Genomic DNA, 15,870 nt, shown 5'->3' on the forward strand with positions numbered 1-15,870 from the left:
GAACCTTGCTGTGATTTGATCTGTTCAATGATGATTTTCGTGTGTTAGTAGCCCGGCGCTCTCTGGATTCCCGCCTGTGCGGGAATGACAGTTTTTTGCTTTGACGATTAAAAAAGGAAGCACAACCCCAAAGAAAAGCCCCGGCATTTGCATGTCGGGGCGATTCGCAGACAGGGAATGAGGGGCTTACAGCTTAAATCGGCCGACCAGTCGGTCCATCTGATCAGACAGGTCTTGCAGTTGCTCACTGGACGCATTCAACTGATTCGCAACATCTGCCGTTTCCGTGGTGAGGAAGTTAATATCTTCCACATTCCGGTTGATCTCCTGAACCACGGAAGACTGTTCTTCAGTTGCCGTGGCAACCTGAATATTCTGCGAACTGATTTGATCAATGTAAGAGCCGATCTGAGTCAGTGATTCTGTCGCCATGTTGGCTTGTTCAGCGACGGATTGACCTTGCTCTCGACCCTGAGAAATCGCAGCCACAGCTTTCATGGATTCATTTTGTAATCGGTTGATGACATCCTGAATTTCTTCGGTTGAGTTGGCAGAGCGCGACGCCAGACTCCGGACCTCATCTGCGACCACAGCGAAACCGCGGCCCTGCTCACCCGCGCGGGCAGCTTCGATTGCGGCATTCAGTGCCAGCAGGTTGGTCTGCTCTGAGATACTGCGAATGGTGTCCAGAATCACACTGATGTCGGTCACCTGACCCGCCAGTGATTCAATCACTCCAGTGATATCACCCAGCTCGGTACTCAGCTCGTTCATTTTCTCACGGGCATGTTCGACCACACTCGAACCGCTCTGAGCCTGAGTCGTCGCTTCTTTCGCTATATTGGCTGCTTCTGCGGCATTATTGGCGATTTCGTTGACGGTTGCACCCAGCTCATTAATTGCGGTGGCCACTTGCATGGTCCGATCACGCTGCGTGACACAGTTATTTTGAGTTGACTGTGCCGTTGTCGCAACGGATTGAGCGGTTTGCGCCAGATTCCGGGAACTTTGCGCGACTTCCTGAACCGCATGGTGAATTTTTGCAAAGAAGGTATTCAAAGTATCGCTGATTGCGGTCAGCTCATCTTTGCCACCCAGATCAATTCGGGTATTGAGCGCCATATCTCTTTCCGCAGTCTGAATGGTTTCCTGCAGCCTGGAGACACGGGATCTGAGGTTTTGAATGATCACGAAAGACACAATGAATGAAATTGTCAGTGCACCGATGATCAGGAGCATCAGGTTACGCTGTCCATCATTGAAGCTTTGCTGGGCTTCATTATTGAAGGTCTGTGCCTGAGTGAGCAAGGTGTCCAGAATGTCATTCGACTGTTTGCGCATCACGCCATAGGATTTTGCATACTCGCCGTAATAGCGGTGGGCTTCATCCAGTCGGCCTGCTTCCAGTGCATTGAGTAATGGATTCAGTTCGCTTTGAATCATGGTTTCAAAATCGCGCAGTAACTTTTCAGCTTCCCGGCGCAGATCTGGATTCACCTGTGCCGCGACTGATCGCTCCATGGCCGCACGCATTTCAGGAATGTCCTCTTTTCTGGTTTCCTGAATACGGATCGTCACACCCTTTTGATCTTTCAGATTATCAATTTCCTGAAGCAGCATCATATCAATCCCCACCCGCATTCTCGGAATGCGGGAAGCAGCTTCGGCCATTGCACGCATCGGCGTTGCTGTATTTTGATAAAGACGTTCAGATTTCTGACCAATCTGAGACATGCTCAGGTAGCTGAGTATGCCGACCAGCAATAAAATTGCACAAGGCAATAAGACCGCTAATATTAATTTGGTTCTTAATGTTAATGTATTGATAAACATAGCATGCTCTTCTTATTGTTATTCTTGGGAAAACGTCCAATAGAATTCAAAAATAATGAATATAAACTCATGAATTCGATGAAATGCCTCCGATAACCTCGTGTCTGATTTGAGTTTCTATCAATGGATATTCGTTTGTTGTGCTCACATTTTGTCATGCTTAACTCTTTGATTTTTAAAGTCTGTTTGCGTTTTGACGAAAAATCGTGTTTTGGTACTTTGCAAAATGTAATCAGCATTTAAAACGATTGCGTTGCTTTTTTACATACTTATAATTTTATCATCTTTTTAATTCGGGTTTTTAGTTTGAAGGCGTTTAAAAATCGCAAAGAAATTATTTTTTACAAAAAAATAATGAAAACTTGGCTGAGGTTAACAGAAATCATTGTGGTTTAATTTGGGGGGCTGAAGGCAGCTAGAGATCAACAATCCCCCGGCAAAGCGAGGGATTGGCTACAAGTGAAAAGGTTACAGCACCAAGGTATGGGTACCTCAGCGCAGGCAAAGCGTGCTTACTTTTTCTTATCAGCAGCTTCTTTCAGGATTTCTTTGATGCGCTTATTCGAGACTCGTTTCGCCATAAAATACTCCTTGTAAAAAGACAACTTTTCAAAAAATAGACTTTATTTTCATTGGGTTGGTGTCCCTGTCTTGAGGGGATTCCATTGATGCAATTTCAACCAACCTTCAGCCACTATACCGACTCAAAAGATGAAAAAAGGGATCTGGCTCAACCTATGATGAATTGGTATTCAATTGGTTGTCTGGATTCCACGTAAGATTGTCCCTTATTTTCTATAGTTAAGCTGAAATCAGAGGAAGATATGCAGTTTCAGATCAAACTCGAAGGCATGAAACCAGCCCACCTTGAGCAGGTTTCAGCGCTATCTGTCGTTGAATCACAATTACCTTTTGTTGGCACCATGGAAGAAATTCTGGTGAATGTGGACGATGTGGTGCATCCCGTGGTGATTCAGATGGAAGCGCGCGTTGTCGGTTTCTTTTTGGTGGATACGCAGTACGGACAGCGTTACAACTTTGCGCCGGAGGATGCGCTGGGCCTCAGAGGATTTTTCGTTGATCAGCATTATCAGGGGCAGGGGATTGGCACCCGTGCTGTCGCCGCGCTGAAGACATTTCTTCGGGCAGAGTATCCGCACGCAAACCAGATTGTCCTGACCGTCAACTGTAAAAATCCGGCGGCGAAAATCTGTTATGAACGCGGTGGATTCATTGATGCCGGCGAGCTGTATCACGGTGGTGCGGCTGGACCGCAACATGTGATGTCAATGATGTTGGAAACTCAGGAAGAGGCTCGCTGAAAGGCAGGAGAAATCAGTATGAACAGTACAGCTTTTACCATTCGTCCAATGCGGCGGGATGAAGTGGAGATTGCGTTGACATGGGCGGCTCAGGAAGGCTGGAATCCTGGACAGCATGATGCACTTTGCTATGCTGCCGCCGATCCGGACGGTTTTTTGATTGGCTTGTTGGGCGATGAACCGATTGCCACCATCTCTGCAGTTCGTTATGACGAGACCTTTGGTTTTATTGGTTTCTACATTGTAAAACCGGAATACCGGGGCATGGGGTATGGCATTCAGATCTGGAATGCAGCGTTAGCGTATCTGAAAGGCTGTAATATTGGCTTGGATGGTGTGGTTGAACAGCAGGCAAACTATCAGAAGTCCGGGTTTCAACTGGCATACAGCCACCTGCGTTATGAGGGGCGGGGCTATGGTCCGGCTGAGCCTGACGAAGCCATTGTGCCGTTATCAACATTACCTTTTGAAACCTTAGTTGCTTATGAGCAGCCCTTCTTTCCTGCGCCGCGTGTTGCCTTTTTAGAAGCCTGGACCCGTCAGCCAAACACTACCGCACTGGGGATTCTGGCGCAGGGTCAGTTGGCTGGATACGGGGTGATTCGCCCTTGTCTGGATGGCAATAAAATCGGCCCGCTGTATGCAGAGAGTGCTGAACTCGGCGAACGATTATTTCTGGCACTGGCTTCTCAGGCGACAGTAACAGAGGCTGTTTTTCTGGATGTCCCGGAAGTCAATTCAGCCGCAGTCGCTCTGGCTGAGAAATACGGCATGACCGTCTCATTCGGCACGGCCCGCATGTATACCCAGTTCGAACCTGAACTGCCGTTAGACCGCATCTTTGGTGTGACTTCGTTTGAGATTGGATAAGGGCGCACTGCGTTTCAGCACATCGAGCAAGTTTCGTCGGGTTTGATTTTGACGAAGCCTGCATCTGTTGTGACGTGTACGACCAACCTGCATCCGTTCGATATCGTGCATCATTGTCTGGCCAAAGTCCTTAATCTGCTTTACCTATGAATCTGGCTCATGGATTCATGCAATAAAATCATTTTTATTCATGTATCGGCCCAAGTATAACTCATACTCAGTTGTTCACTCGACGTCATTGACCGTAGATATTTCATGAAGCCACGCGGCGAAAATCAAAAGACGGGAAAGACAGCGGACTGGGGAAATCTAACACATAAAATTGGAAAGCCCGGAAAGTACAAGGAACAGTTTCAGGATTTATCTCAGAACATTGGATGCCAGATTATGCCGAATAAAGATTTTAAATTTAAGATTAAAAAAATTATTTTTGATGAGAATTATCATCCGTCAGACAATACCCGTATTACAACGAACTTCGCGAATCTGGCGAGAGGTGAACACCGTCAGGAGAACCTGCGGAACGCGTTAAAAATGATTAATAATCGTTTTAATGCCTTGGCGAATTGGGATAACCCGACTGGTGAGCGTTATTCTGTCGAGCTTGAAATAGTTTCCGTTGATCTGGATATTGATGCAGATGTTCAGGGTAATAAAAAAACCTTCCCAATGATTGAAATCCTGAAAACGAATATTGTTGATCATCAAACGAATAAACGTATTCAAGGTATTGTTGGCAATAATTTCTCTTCTTATGTCCGGGATTATGATTTCAGCGTCTTACTGTTAGAACATAACAAGAATCAACCTCAATTCAGCATTCCAGATGGATTTGGTGAGTTGCATGGAAACCTGTTTCAATGTTTCCTGAGTTCAGAGACTTACCAAGAGAATTTTCATAAACCGCCAGTGATCTGTTTGAGTGTCTCGGATAATAAAGTTTATCAGCGTACTGAAAATCAGCATCCTGTCCTGGGGGTTGAATATCAGCCTAATGAATCGTCTCTGACTGAGCAATATTTCAAAAAAATGGGCTTGCAGGTTCGCTATTTTATGCCGCCAAACAGTGTTGCGCCTTTGGCCTTTTATTTCTTTGGTGATTTACTCAATGATTACACGAATCTTGAGCTGATCAGTACTATCAGCACCATGGAAACCTTTCAAAAGATTTACCGACCTGAGATTTATAATGCCAATGCGGCTTCAGGACAATCTTATCAACCAAACTTGAAGAACCAGGACCATTCGCTGACCCGAATTGTTTATGATCGGGAAGAGCGCAGCCAGTTAGCGAAAGATCAAGGGAAATTTGCTGAAGAGCATTTTATTAAACCTTATCAGGCGATTCTCGACCAGTGGTCAGCAAATTACGTTCTTTAATTCAGCCAAACAGACGATGTGATTGATGATGAAAAAATTATTACCGACTTCAACGGCGGGAAGTTTACCGAAACCTTCCTGGTTAGCACAACCTGAAACACTCTGGTCTCCCTGGAAATTGCAAGACCAGGAACTAGCAGATGGCAAGCAAGACGCTTTGCGTGTGTCTTTGCATGAACAAGAACAGGCAGGTATTGATATTGTTAGTGATGGTGAGCAATCACGCCAGCATTTCGTCACGACCTTCATTGAGCACCTCAGCGGCGTTGATTTCGAAAACCGGAAGACGGTAAAAATTCGGGACCGCTATGATGCGAGCGTTCCCACTGTGGTCGGTCCGGTGAGCCGCCAGAAACCTGTTTTTGTAGAAGATGCTAAATTTTTACGTCAGCAGACCAGCCAGCCGATTAAGTGGGCCTTACCGGGGCCAATGACGATGATCGATACCCTTTATGATGACTATTATCAAAGCCGTGAAAAACTCGCCTGGGAATTCGCCAAAATTCTGAATCAGGAAGCGAAGGAGCTGGAAGCGGCTGGCGTTGATATCATCCAGTTTGATGAGCCTGCATTTAATGTGTTTTTTGATGAGGTGAATGACTGGGGCATCGCAGCGTTAGAAAGAGCCATTGAAGGTTTGCAATGTGAAACGGCGGTGCATATTTGCTATGGCTATGGCATTAAAGCCAACACAGACTGGAAAAAGACGCTGGGCTCAGAGTGGCGGCAGTACGAAGAAGTTTTTCCTAAACTGCAAAAATCAAATATCGATATTATCTCACTGGAGTGTCACAACTCGCATGTCCCTATCGAGCTGCTTGAACTGATTCGAGGTAAAAAAGTGATGGTGGGCGCCATTGATGTGGCGAGCCATACGATTGAGACGCCAGAGCAAGTCGCCGAAACACTGAGAAAAGCACTTCAGTTTGTTGATGCGGACAAGCTCTATCCTTGCACCAACTGTGGAATGGCGCCTTTATCTCGCCAGATTGCCCGGGGCAAACTGAGTGCCTTAAGCGCAGGCGCAGAAATCGTCCGAAGAGAGCTTCAGCTGAAGTAAACAATCACTGGGTTTGAGTTGGAATACCGGTTGGATGGGGGATAACACCATGATCAACCGGTATTCACTGTTCTTTTTTCTGATTAACATTCATCAAATACCAGCGCCGTCCCATAACTGCTGTTCAGCTTGGTTTGTGCCTGCGGCGAGACCAATATCCTGGTGCCAGCAGATTGCTCCCCTGTGATGGATTCAGCATGGCAGAGGCTGGCACTGGCACCCATCCCCAGTTTGACATCGGCTTGCCCGATTTTGAATGGTTGTGACGCTGGCGTCAGTGTGGCACCCATCGCCAGTTCCAGCGTCAGCTTGTCCGTCTGGCCGCTGAGGGTCAGTTTACTGCCCATCTTCCCTATGGCTTCAAAGCTGTCTTTTGCCACGGCGCAACTGTCGACAATGGCTTCGATGCCGAAGCGTGCTTCCAGTCGGTGGAGTGGTTGTGCGGTATAAAGATCCAGCGTCAGCGGATCTGTTTCTTCCCAGTCATCCCCGGAAGCATTGCTGATGGATAATTCGCCGTTTCGCTCGGTCAGTTTCATCTGCTCCAGAACATGGTTTTCACCGGTTGCTTCCAGACGGTTCGACTCACCGCAGTGGACGTTGACTTCAATGCCTTTCTCAACGAACAAGCGGTCAAACGGATCGAGTGACTGTGTCCGGGTCTGATCTTCTGCAAAACTGAAAGGAATGCCGCCAATCACTGCGGTCAATAAAACGATCCCGGTCAGAGCCGCGGGGAGCATTACTTTCTTCGCTGATTGATTCATGTTTTGTTTCATCCATTGATTATTGGTGACATTTGGGTATCAAGATGTGTGCCAATGTTTTTCAACGGCTTACAGAGCAGGCAGAATAAGGCTTGAAGGGGAAGATAGTGTTTCAGCGCTGTTGACCTGACGGGAATGCCGTCGTCACATTAACGAACAGGTGGCTAAATTAGCCACCTGTTTTATCAAAAGCGCAAAGCACCAGGATTATTGCGCGCTGACGGTAAAGCCTGCGTTGCGAATAACCCCTTGTTCCGGGTTGAGTTGCCAGTCCGGATTTTCCATAAAGCTCAGGGCTTCAAAGTTGATTCCGTCTGCATCCAGTAATGTCCACTGGGTGACTTTATCGCTGTCGGTGAAGTCGATCACCAGTCGTCCGTTCGCGAGGATCACCCAGGTGAAGGCTTCCGTGACGGGGTTTTCCGTCGCTGGGGTGACATAAGTGCCGGAGCCCGACATCAGTCCGTCGCTGTTGGTGGCAGGCACGCCGGTAAAGATCATGCTGTGTCCGTTGTCCAGTAACAACGTGGTATTGGTTAACAAAGCGGCGGTGAATTGCAGCGGCGAAAACGTCCATGGCGTACCGCAGCCCGAAACAGCCTGAGTGTACTCAGCGACACTGGCACCACTGTCTGTCGGGCTTTGGCTACTGTCATTCCAGCCTGTGTTGAAGTTATCGCATTGTGTCAGCAAATCGCCGGGCATCAGCGTGCGAACCAGTGACCCCGAGCTGATGGCCCCTTGCTCTGCTGTGATACCCGCCGGTGTATTGTTTTTCACCCAGAGTTCATTTTGGGTGAAGACTTTCCAGCCGGTTTCATGGTTGGTTTCTGCTTCATCCAGGATCGCGAAAGTTTGCGTCCAGTTCGCGGCATTGGGTATGTCCCGGCCCTGCATCACCAATTGATTGTTTTCGACTTCCCATTGATAGGTCTGGTAGGTGCCGTTATTCAGCCGGTAACCAAACCCTTCTTTTTCCCCATCTGTGGTCAGGAAGGTGTAGCGGGTCGACAGGGTTTCACCAGACTTGCCCCACATCAGGGTACGGCTGGCTACATCACTCGCTGCGACAGGGATGTCGCCACCGCTGCTGTTTTGCTTACAGGTTTCAATGGCGGTTGCGAATTGTTCCTGAGTGGCAGCACTGGCAGGCGCATCACCGTTGAATGCGGAGTCATCCGTCGTGCACGGGGTGAGGGTCGCACTGGCGACAGGCAGTGGATCACTCGTCCGGCGATAGTCCAGACTGTGCATCTGCCAGATGGCCTGCGTGTCGATAAACCCATTGCCCTGACTGGCATATTGGGAGAAGACCACAAAGTGATTTTCTTTGCTGTTCTTCGTCAGCATCGCCCAGACTTCGGCATCGCCGTTCTCATGAAAGAGTTTGACCATGCCGGGAGCAAAGCCGTCCCTGTCGTTGCTGGTGGTGATACTCCAGGTGTAATTTCCCGTCACCAGACCCTGCTGATAGCGCACGGCTGTTCCATCGTTCGCAAATTCAAACGCTTCATTGTTGCCGTTTTCGGTTACCCGGTTGCGTCGCAGATGACCCAGTGCCGTGACATCAGCAATGCCGAATGGCAGATAACCGCCACACTGGAGAATGATATTGTGCATATCACTGACTTCATATTCGAAAGATGTCGAAGTCAGGGTGTCGAACTGGCAGTTATATTTGGCGACGTCCTGCGGATCTTCATCGTATGCGTCACTGACGCCATCGTTGTCATTGTCCGGGTCGGCGTTATCGCCTGTGCCGTCACCATCGGTATCCACGGTTTCATCTTTGTTTGTCGGGAACTGATCGGTTTTGTCATCGACGCCGTCGCCGTCGGTATCCGGATTGAGTGGATCCGTCTTCAGCGCCTGTTCTTCCTCATCGGTCAGGCCGTCATTGTCGTCATCCGGGTCGGCGTTATCACCGATGCCATCGTAATCGAAGTCGGCACTTTCGGCGGGATCATTGGGGAACGGATCGGCGGCATCAATCACGCCGTCACCATCGGAATCCGTGTTCAGCCCGGCGTTGTCGATCACCACGGGCAGGCCGTTGGTGTCTTCAACCACTCGGCCATGCGCATCCAACACTAAATGATGATTGGTATCCACCTGTTTCAGCACATCTCGCAGGCGACGAAATTCAGCCAGCGGTGCCAGAACGTCGGACTCCGCCGTTAGCTCTTGCTCCGGCAGGATCCCCAGCACAATCACTGAACGGGCTTTCACCGCAACATCGGCCAGACCTGTCGCGAGATAATCGCCCATGACTTGTTCTGGGGGAATCCCCAGCGATTGGGCGACGGCAGCAATCGCAGTGGATTCACCCAGCCCTTCGAACATATATAAATGAACCAGGCTGGTGAGCGGCGTGACCGTGGTGTAGCCCACAGGTGCAGACATCAGAAAGCCCTTGTTCACGGGGGCATCAGGGTTGTCCTGATCCACCGTCTGCCCCGGAATCGCCAGCACGAATGCTGCAAATTGTGCCGGATTTTCAAGGCCATTGAGTGTAATGGCGGCCTGGCCTTCCGCATTGGTCATGCCGTCGCGGTCTCCGCCTTCAAAGCGGAAGTTCTCGGCGATATCCACCCAGGCCTGAGCATTTTTGAGATAGCCATCAATGGCGGTTATGGAATATGTCGGAATGGTTTTGACCGGTGGCTGCGGTGAGTCGGAATCCCCGCCACAGCCTGCCAGCAGGCTGATACTGATCAGACTCCATGCGCATCCCCATGATTTGTTCATCATGTCTCGCCCCTAAAATCAGTCTTGTCGCTGTCGCGACGACAGAATAATTCGCCCCGGGGTAGGCCGGAGCCACTTTTATTGCTTTCTGATATTGAGCTTAGTGTTGTCTAGCTAGGCCTTCATTGGGGCCGGAGAAAATGGTTGTCGCGTGGCTGAGAAAGGGCAGAGTTAGCGAGCAGGCAAAAATCTGTTCATGGTATAAGCTGATGAAAGACAATATAAAACAGGGAGTGAAAGGTTCTTATGACCACAAGTTTTTTTGCATCGGTGCTTGCGTTATGGCTGTGCTGGCTGTCTTTGCAGGTGATCCAAGCCCGGCGACGGCATCAGATTGGGTATGGCGACGGTGAAGGGAAAGCCAAGGATTTGCAGTTGGCCTGTTCGGCGCAGTCGAATGCGGTGAATTATATTCCGATCATGCTGGTGCTGATGTTCCTGCTGGAAGAGCACGGCGGCGCCAGTTGGTTGATCATGCTGATCGGATTGGTGTTTACGGCTGGCCGGATTATTCATGGCCGGGGGATTCTGGCAGACAGCCTGAAGGGCAGAGTGCTGGGGATGCAGCTGACACTCTGGCCACTGATCGGGATGGCAGTACTGAATCTGCTGAATTCGATATTTGGATAAGGAGATGGGCAAGAAATCATGACCGGCAGTAGTGACACTGCCAGTCATGATTTCTTGGTTCGACAAGTGTGATGTTCACGGGTTAAGCCGGATAGACAACCCCTAACGACGCAAGCCGACTGGCGCCGGTTACTTCCGGTAAGTTACTTGGCAGATCATGAATGCGCCGCTGTGCCAGCCAGGCAAATGCCATGGCTTCCATGTAGTCGCTGTCGACCCCCTGTTCACGGGTGGTTGACACGTACCAGTCAGGGAGCAGCGCAGAAATCCGATCCATCAGCAGCGGGTTGCGTGCCCCGCCGCCACAGACCAGCAAGGTCGGATTGGGGCCGGACTGAAACTTCAGCACTTCCCAGGCAATGCTGACGGCCGTGAGTTCGCAAAGCGTGCGTTGCACGTCTTTCGCGGAGGCAGTGTGATTGGTCAGTTGCTGACCGAGCCATGCATCATTAAAGAGCTCTCGTCCGGTGCTTTTGGGTGCAGACAGCGAGAAATAAGGCTCAGTCAGCATCGCTTCAAGCAGGATGTCATCGACTTTTCCTTGCCGGGCAAACTGGCCATCCAGATCAAAGGGTTTGCCTGTATGTTGCTGGCACCAGAAATCCATCAGCATATTTCCCGGCCCGGTGTCGTACCCGAACACAGGTTCATCCGGGCGAATCACCGAAAGATTCGCAATCCCGCCAATGTTGAGAATCACCACGCTGGAATCGGACGACTGGAACAGGGTTTTATGAAATGCCGGCACCAAAGGCGCGCCCTGACCGCCAAGGGCCATATCTTTCCGACGAAAATCTGCCACCGTGTCGATACCGGTTCGGGTTGCGATAAGATGGGCATTGCCCAGTTGCATGGTGAAAGGCGTGGTGCCGGTCGGCTGGTGAAACACGGTCTGCCCATGGTTACCGATGGCTCGGATCTGATCGGCGGTATAGCCGGACTTTTCCAGCAGCGCATCGACAGCATCGGCAAACAGCAGGCCCAGCTGATGATCCAGCGTCCCGATTTCAATCAGATTCGTCGGCTGGCCGGTACAGACTGCCAATAGCCGCTGTTTCAGCTCAGGCGGCATCGGAAAGTCATCATGGGCAAGCAGTTCAATGCGGCTGTCTTCAATGGCAACCAGTGCGGTATCCACACCATCCATACTGGTGCCGGACATCACGCCGATATATAACTCCCGGTGCATCACACGCCTCCTGGGCTCAGTTCAATTCAACTCAGGCACGTTAGCATGATTTCGGGAACAATGGCGTGATGGGCGTGCCGCTCAGTGAAATTTCAATCTGTGTCTGAATACCCTGCTGACAATGAAAGTTGGGAACTCATTTGAGAACTCATTTGAGAACTCAGCCCTTCGTGACTAGGCTTGCAGTTAAGTGTCCGAAATCAAGCGTAAAATTGACTTCGGACTTTTTAATTTTTCAGCAGGAACCGCTATGTCTGACTTCTGGCAAAAGAACCTCTCCGCCGCAAAATCCTTCAGGCAGGAGCTGCATCGCCATCCTGAACTGGGCTGGCAGGAACACCAAACTGCCGCCGCAATCCGGCAAAGGTTGACGGCACTGGGGATCGACTGGCGTCCCTGTGCGCAAACTGGCACAGTGGCCCGGTTGGTATCTGGCAACCCATCGGGACGTCATCTTGCATTCCGGGGGGATATTGATGCGTTACCGATTGTTGAGGACAGCGGCCGTACCTGGTCGTCCCAGCATGATGGCCAGATGCATGCCTGCGGCCATGACGGACATACCGCAGCGCTGATGGCAACGGCTGCATGGCTGAAAGCGCACGAAACACAGTTGAGTGGCCCGGTGACCTTGCTGTTTCAGCCTGCTGAAGAAGGCGGCCATGGGGCGCGGGAAATGATTGCCGATGGTGCGCTGGAAGGGGTTGATGAAATTTATGGCTGGCATAACTGGCCCGCAATTCCGTTTGGGAAAATGATCTGTCCGGATCACTTGGTCATGTGCGGGAACGGGACTTTTGTGGTGACGATACACGGGCAGGGCGGGCATGCCAGCCAGCCGGAGTTGTGTGCGGATCCTGTGCTTGCAGCATCCGCAATGACGCTCAATCTTCAGCAGATCATCAGCCGCCGTTTACCACCCCAGCAGGCGGCGGTGGTCAGTGTGACCTCAATCGAAGCGGCCAGTGGCCTGACCGTGATTCCGCAACAGGCGGTGCTGAGCGGCAGCATCCGCGTGCCGGATGACGGTACGAAAACAAAGATCAACCAGTGGATTGAAGAAATCTGCCACCACACAGCGCTCAGTTACGGTGTGACTTGCCGTGTCGACATTCAGCCGCGTTACAGTGCCACCATCAACCACGCCAAACAGGCCGAAAAAGCCCGGCATGCCTGGCTGGCAGATGCGGATCAGCAGCTTGATCATGCCATCGCGCTGCCGGTCATGGCATCGGAAGATTTCAGCTATTACCTGAAGCAGGTGCCTGGTGCCTTTGCCCTCATTGGGGCCAATGATGGGGAAACGGTACATCAGTATCCCTGTCACAGTCCGCATTACGATTTTAATGATCGACTGCTCGAAAAAGTGGTTCGTTGGTACGCCCGGCTTGCGGGGGCGCCATTACCGAACTACACAGGATAAGAGAGGTTAAAAAAATCCCAAGGTGCCGCTTTGTCCCGAACGGTTGAATGAACAGGACGGCGGCCCTTTCGCATTCGTCATTCTGACAGCACAAGGAGATGTACGATGAGCATTTTTGAACAGCGCGAATCCGAAATCCGGGCATACTGCCGGGTCTACCCAGTTGTTTTTGATACGGCAGAAAATGCGCGTCAGACCGATGAGCATGGCAACGAATATATTGATTTCTTCGCCGGAGCGGGGGTTCTGAACTTTGGTCATAACAATGCACGGATGAAACAGGCCGTGATTGAGTATCTGCAGCGTAATGGGGTCACCCACAGTCTGGACATGCATACGACGGCCAAGCGCCGGTTCATGGAACGTTTTACCGAAGTCATTCTGGAACCTCGCCGCATGCCGCACCGGATGCAATTTATGGGGCCGACCGGCACCAATGCCGTGGAGGCTGCCCTGAAACTGGCACGGCGGGTTACCGGGCGTCACGAAGTTGTGGCGTTTCAGCATGGTTTCCATGGCATGACGCTCGGTGCGCTGGCTTGTACCGCGAATCAGTATTTCCGCGGCGCGGCAGGTGTGCCGCTCACTCATGTGTCCCACACCGCATTTGGTGGAGAAGGGGCTTCAGCAGACACGGCCATGCAGGCACTGAAAATGCTGGAGGCCAGCTACAAAGACGGATCCAGTGGCGTTACGCCGCCCGCAGCCTTTCTGGTTGAGGTGATTCAGGCAGAAGGCGGGGTCAATATTGCCGATAAAGCCTGGCTTAAGGCACTGGCCGCGCTGGCAACCTCTGTTGGCGCATTGCTGATTGTGGATGACATTCAGGCGGGAATGGGTCGCACGGGTTCCTTTTTTAGTTTCGATGATTACGGGATTGATCCGGATATTGTGTGTCTGGCGAAAGGCCTGGGCGGCATGGGGACACCCATAGCGATGAATCTGGTGAAACCCGAGTTCGATCAGCACTGGTCGCCCGGTGAACACACCGGCACGTTCCGGGGGCAATGTCTGTCATTTGTCGCCGGTTGCGAAGCGCTCAGTTATTTCGAAGACAGCCAGCTGATGCGGGAAGTGAAAGAAAAAGGCGCCTTGATGCAGTCGGCTCTGGCACCACTGGCTGGTCACACCGCCATTGAAGTCCGGGGCAAAGGGATGCTCTACGGCGTCGATGTCGGCAGTGGCGATTTAGCCAAACTCATCGTCAATCGCTGTTTTGAAGCCGGACTGCTGGTGTCTGCCTGCGGCAGTGGCGGACGGGTGGTGAAACTGATCCCGCCTTTAACTACACCGGAGGCGGATCTGAAAGCCGGGTTATCCACGCTGGTTGATGTGATTCAGAACGTCTTGAAGGAGGCGGCATGAAAAAACGTGATGACATGACGTTCCCGTTTGAAGAATATGAACGCCGACTGAGTGAATTGCGATTGCGGATTGCCCAGCGACATCTGGATGCCGTGGTGATCACAGACCCTGAAAATATCATGTATCTGACCGATTATCAGACCACAGGATATTCCTTTTTTCAGGCGCTGGTAGTGCCGCTGGAAGATGAGCCCTTCATGATCACCCGGGCGATGGAAGAATCGAATATTTTTGCGCGGACCTGGATTGAACGGACCCGGCCTTATCCGGATACCGGCGATGCCATTCAGATGCTGGTGGATGCGCTGCGCGAGTTTGGCTTATCCAGAAAGCGGATTGGTTATGAACGGAATAGTTACTTTTTCCCGGCTTATCAGCAGGATACGATTCATACAACCCTGACAGAGGCTAAGCTTCTGGACTGCTTCGGCATTGTGGAGCAAGGCCGGATTTGTAAGTCACCGGTCGAAATTGAATTGATGCGAAAAGCAGCCATTGCCACGGAGGCCGGTATGAAAGCCGGTATCGAAGCCTGCCGGGCCGGAGTCACGGAGAATGAGATCGGTGCCGCTATCAGTGCCGCTATGTTCAAAGCGGGCGGGGAAGCGCCTGCGGTGATGCCTTATGTGACTTCTGGCCCCAGAACCATGATCGGTCACGCAACCTGGGAAGGGCGTATCGTGAAGCCTGGCGAGCATATCTTTCTGGAAATTGCTGGCTGTTACCGCCGTTATCACACCGCCATGATGCGGACTGTGGTACTGGGGGAACTGACGGATTCAATGTACAAAGCGCAGGAAACCATGAAGCTGGCCCTGCATTCGCTGCATGCGTATATCCAGCCGGGTATGACGGTGTCCGACGCGGATAATCTGATTCGTAATATTATTTCGCAGAATGACATTGGTGCCCGGCTGATCACCCGTTCAGGTTATTCCATCGGGATTGCATTTCCGCCCAGTTGGGACGAAGGCTATATCGTGAGCCTGAAACAAGGGGCATCCACGGTGCTGGAAGAAGGCATGACCTTTCATATCATTCCCTGGATGTGGGGCGTGGACGGAGATAAGACCTGCGGGATTTCCGACACCATTCATATCACCGCAGATGGCTGCGAATCTTTCTTTGAACTGCCGAAGGATTTCACGGTGAAACCCGAGCAGGGTCAATCGGCTCAAGCAGGGGCAGAGAAAGCGGCCCCCACGGTGTCTGAGCCCGCTGAACAGAAAGCGACGTCCATCGAGAAAGCACGCAAAGACAAAAAACAGCAGGCGAACGGGTAG

The 15,870-nt window shown here is 51.1% G+C and carries 12 protein-coding genes; 8 read left to right on the forward strand and 4 right to left on the reverse strand.

Translation table 11 applies throughout. The features are described from left to right. Positions 1-186 precede the first annotated feature (186 nt). Positions 187-1,833: a methyl-accepting chemotaxis protein gene (locus Q4579_RS20870; protein WP_303566739.1), complete on the reverse strand. Its 1,647-nt coding sequence runs from the start codon at positions 1,831-1,833 to the stop codon at positions 187-189. Between the two features lie 824 nt (positions 1,834-2,657). Between Q4579_RS20870 and Q4579_RS20875 the strand changes: the two genes are divergently transcribed. The 4 genes from Q4579_RS20875 (at position 2,658) to Q4579_RS20890 (ending at position 6,465) form a co-directional block, all read left to right on the forward strand. After that, positions 2,658-3,155 (forward strand): GNAT family protein, encoded by a 498-nt coding sequence (locus Q4579_RS20875; RefSeq protein WP_303566741.1) that lies wholly within the window; start codon positions 2,658-2,660, stop codon positions 3,153-3,155. A gap of 18 nt (positions 3,156-3,173) precedes the next feature. Further along, complete coding sequence (locus tag Q4579_RS20880; protein WP_303566743.1) at positions 3,174-4,025, forward strand: GNAT family N-acetyltransferase; 852 nt, start codon at positions 3,174-3,176, stop codon at positions 4,023-4,025. 387 nt (positions 4,026-4,412) lie between these two features. Continuing rightward, the gene (locus Q4579_RS20885; protein ID WP_303566774.1) at positions 4,413-5,405 is read left to right on the forward strand and encodes a DUF1852 domain-containing protein; all 993 of its coding nucleotides are present in this window, start codon (positions 4,413-4,415) and stop codon (positions 5,403-5,405) included. A gap of 28 nt (positions 5,406-5,433) precedes the next feature. After that, entirely contained in the window at positions 5,434-6,465 is a 1,032-nt protein-coding gene (locus Q4579_RS20890) for a methionine synthase (protein WP_303566745.1), read from the forward strand. Between the two features lie 83 nt (positions 6,466-6,548). Here the strand turns inward: Q4579_RS20890 and Q4579_RS20895 are convergent, their stop codons facing one another. Together Q4579_RS20895 and Q4579_RS20900 are read right to left on the reverse strand one after the other, a co-directional pair. Continuing rightward, positions 6,549-7,232, reverse strand: a complete 684-nt coding sequence (locus Q4579_RS20895) for a DUF2807 domain-containing protein (RefSeq protein ID WP_303566747.1) — start codon at positions 7,230-7,232, stop codon at positions 6,549-6,551. A 207-nt stretch (positions 7,233-7,439) separates the two neighbouring features. Beyond that, complete coding sequence (locus Q4579_RS20900) at positions 7,440-9,983, reverse strand: hypothetical protein (RefSeq protein ID WP_303566749.1); 2,544 nt, start codon at positions 9,981-9,983, stop codon at positions 7,440-7,442. Between the two features lie 243 nt (positions 9,984-10,226). Between Q4579_RS20900 and Q4579_RS20905 the strand changes: the two genes are divergently transcribed. Continuing rightward, on the forward strand, positions 10,227-10,610 hold the full coding sequence (locus Q4579_RS20905; protein WP_303566750.1) for an MAPEG family protein: 384 nt from the start codon (positions 10,227-10,229) through the stop codon (positions 10,608-10,610). A gap of 82 nt (positions 10,611-10,692) precedes the next feature. Here Q4579_RS20905 and Q4579_RS20910 read toward each other — a convergent pair whose 3' ends face one another. Next, a complete protein-coding gene (locus tag Q4579_RS20910; protein ID WP_303566751.1) occupies positions 10,693-11,802 on the reverse strand; it encodes an anhydro-N-acetylmuramic acid kinase in 1,110 nt (369 codons plus the stop codon). A 247-nt stretch (positions 11,803-12,049) separates the two neighbouring features. Between Q4579_RS20910 and doeB2 the strand changes: the two genes are divergently transcribed. The 3 genes from doeB2 to doeA all read left to right on the forward strand — a co-directional run bounded on the left by doeB2 (position 12,050) and on the right by doeA (position 15,870). Further along, positions 12,050-13,222 (forward strand): N(2)-acetyl-L-2,4-diaminobutanoate deacetylase DoeB2, encoded by a 1,173-nt coding sequence (gene doeB2 / locus Q4579_RS20915; RefSeq protein ID WP_303566752.1) that lies wholly within the window; start codon positions 12,050-12,052, stop codon positions 13,220-13,222. 105 nt (positions 13,223-13,327) lie between these two features. After that, the gene (locus tag Q4579_RS20920; protein WP_303566753.1) at positions 13,328-14,587 is read left to right on the forward strand and encodes an aspartate aminotransferase family protein; all 1,260 of its coding nucleotides are present in this window, start codon (positions 13,328-13,330) and stop codon (positions 14,585-14,587) included. Then, the gene (gene doeA / locus Q4579_RS20925) at positions 14,584-15,870 is read left to right on the forward strand and encodes an ectoine hydrolase (RefSeq protein ID WP_303566754.1); all 1,287 of its coding nucleotides are present in this window, start codon (positions 14,584-14,586) and stop codon (positions 15,868-15,870) included. The genes Q4579_RS20920 and doeA overlap by 4 nt, the downstream gene beginning before the upstream one ends.

Origin of the sequence: Photobacterium sp. 1_MG-2023, assembly GCF_030547945.1 — a bacterium.
In the GTDB taxonomy this organism is placed as follows: domain Bacteria; phylum Pseudomonadota; class Gammaproteobacteria; order Enterobacterales; family Vibrionaceae; genus Photobacterium.

Excerpts from the sequence above, each read along its gene's own strand:
- Q4579_RS20870 (WP_303566739.1), bottom strand. The coding sequence starts at position 1,833 with ATGTTTATCAATACATTAACATTAAGAACCAAATTAATATTAGCGGTC.
- Q4579_RS20875 (WP_303566741.1), top strand. The coding sequence starts at position 2,658 with ATGCAGTTTCAGATCAAACTCGAAGGCATGAAACCAGCCCACCTTGAG.
- Q4579_RS20880 (WP_303566743.1), top strand. The coding sequence starts at position 3,174 with ATGAACAGTACAGCTTTTACCATTCGTCCAATGCGGCGGGATGAAGTG.
- Q4579_RS20885 (WP_303566774.1), top strand. The coding sequence starts at position 4,413 with ATGCCGAATAAAGATTTTAAATTTAAGATTAAAAAAATTATTTTTGAT.
- Q4579_RS20890 (WP_303566745.1), top strand. The coding sequence starts at position 5,434 with ATGAAAAAATTATTACCGACTTCAACGGCGGGAAGTTTACCGAAACCT.
- Q4579_RS20895 (WP_303566747.1), bottom strand. The coding sequence starts at position 7,232 with ATGAATCAATCAGCGAAGAAAGTAATGCTCCCCGCGGCTCTGACCGGG.
- Q4579_RS20900 (WP_303566749.1), bottom strand. The coding sequence starts at position 9,983 with ATGATGAACAAATCATGGGGATGCGCATGGAGTCTGATCAGTATCAGC.
- Q4579_RS20905 (WP_303566750.1), top strand. The coding sequence starts at position 10,227 with ATGACCACAAGTTTTTTTGCATCGGTGCTTGCGTTATGGCTGTGCTGG.
- doeB2 (WP_303566752.1), top strand. The coding sequence starts at position 12,050 with ATGTCTGACTTCTGGCAAAAGAACCTCTCCGCCGCAAAATCCTTCAGG.
- Q4579_RS20920 (WP_303566753.1), top strand. The coding sequence starts at position 13,328 with ATGAGCATTTTTGAACAGCGCGAATCCGAAATCCGGGCATACTGCCGG.
- doeA (WP_303566754.1), top strand. The coding sequence starts at position 14,584 with ATGAAAAAACGTGATGACATGACGTTCCCGTTTGAAGAATATGAACGC.